1 protein-coding gene is annotated in these 1158 nt (G+C 67.7%); it reads left to right on the plus strand.

Features of this window, described 5'->3' with window-relative positions:
- The coding region (locus tag NBZ83_RS32245; RefSeq protein WP_308203852.1) for an oxidoreductase C-terminal domain-containing protein at positions 1-435 on the plus strand (435 nt) is incomplete at its 5' end.
- Positions 436-1158: the final 723 nt, after the last annotated feature.

The following is a 1158-nucleotide window of genomic DNA, read 5'->3' on the forward strand; positions in this document are numbered from 1 at the left end:
GTCGGGGACTGCGCGGCGTGGTGGTCGCGGCGGTATGGCCGGCGGCTGCGGGTGGAGCACTGGGAGTGCGCGCAGGGCAGTCCCGTGGTCGCCGTGGCCACGCTGCTCGGGGGTGAGGCGGTCTACGACCCGGTGCCCTACTTCTGGTCGGAGCAGTTCGGTCGGATGGTGCAGGTCGTGGGGTTGGCGGGGGAGCAGGACACGTTGGTGTGGCGGGGGGATCCCACCGCGGTGGCCGAGCCGGCGGCGAAGCGGGCGCCAGGGTGGTCCGCGGGTTGGTTCGGGCCCGATGGTCGCCTTACCGCCATCGCGACGGTGAATCGTCCGATGGATGCGGTTGCGGCGCGCCGGTTGATCGCGGCCGATACGGTCGTCGATCCTGCGCGGTTCGAGGATCCTTCCGTCGCGTTGAAGAACCTCGCGGCCGCCGCTTGAGAAGGGCAATGCGCAGGCAGTTCCGCTCGCCTCCGTGGATTTTGTTGCGCTGAGTGCGGACCAGACTTCCTGTGCGTTACCGGAAGATTGTTGGAATGCCCGCGGGCCGGTACTGGCCGGCTCGCGGGCCGCGGCGCTACCGGGTATGGTGCCGCGGCGCCGCCTGGCACCGTGCAGGTCGTTGGCGCGGCAGCTCGCGGGAGTGATAGAGCCGATCGAGACGTTCGTCTGCCGCGTCTAAATTTAAGATAAAAAGCACCTTAATAAATGCGTCTCCGGTTGTCAGGATGCAGACCCGGAAGGTAGCGCACGGTGCGGGACGGCCGGACCGGTCCGTCGAAACGCGGACGCGGACTCCGCCGCTGGTGTCGCCCGCTGTGGTCCTATGAGCTGTGGTCCCATGGGTGGACGGCGTGCGGCGACCCGGGAAGTCGCCGCAATGTCAACGAGGCGGGCGGGGGTGCGGATTACCCAGAGAAGCATCTCAGGTATGCGCAACAACACCACATCGACACATCAAAGGTGGGTCTCTGTCATGTCGGCCGGATCGTCGCGTACCGTTCCAACCTGCAGCGTGATCGCCGATCCGTGGATGTTTCCCCCCAAGGAGCTCATGTCTCTGCCGACGGTTCACTCGACCGCGAGCCGGCGCTTCCGAGTCCACCCCCGCGTCCCTCCGTGGACCCGCCGGGTCCCGCGCCCGTGAGCGACACAGCCGCCGTA

It is taken from the genome of Frankia gtarii, assembly GCF_025403375.1.
GTDB lineage: Bacteria > Actinomycetota > Actinomycetes > Frankiales > Frankiaceae > Frankia > Frankia gtarii.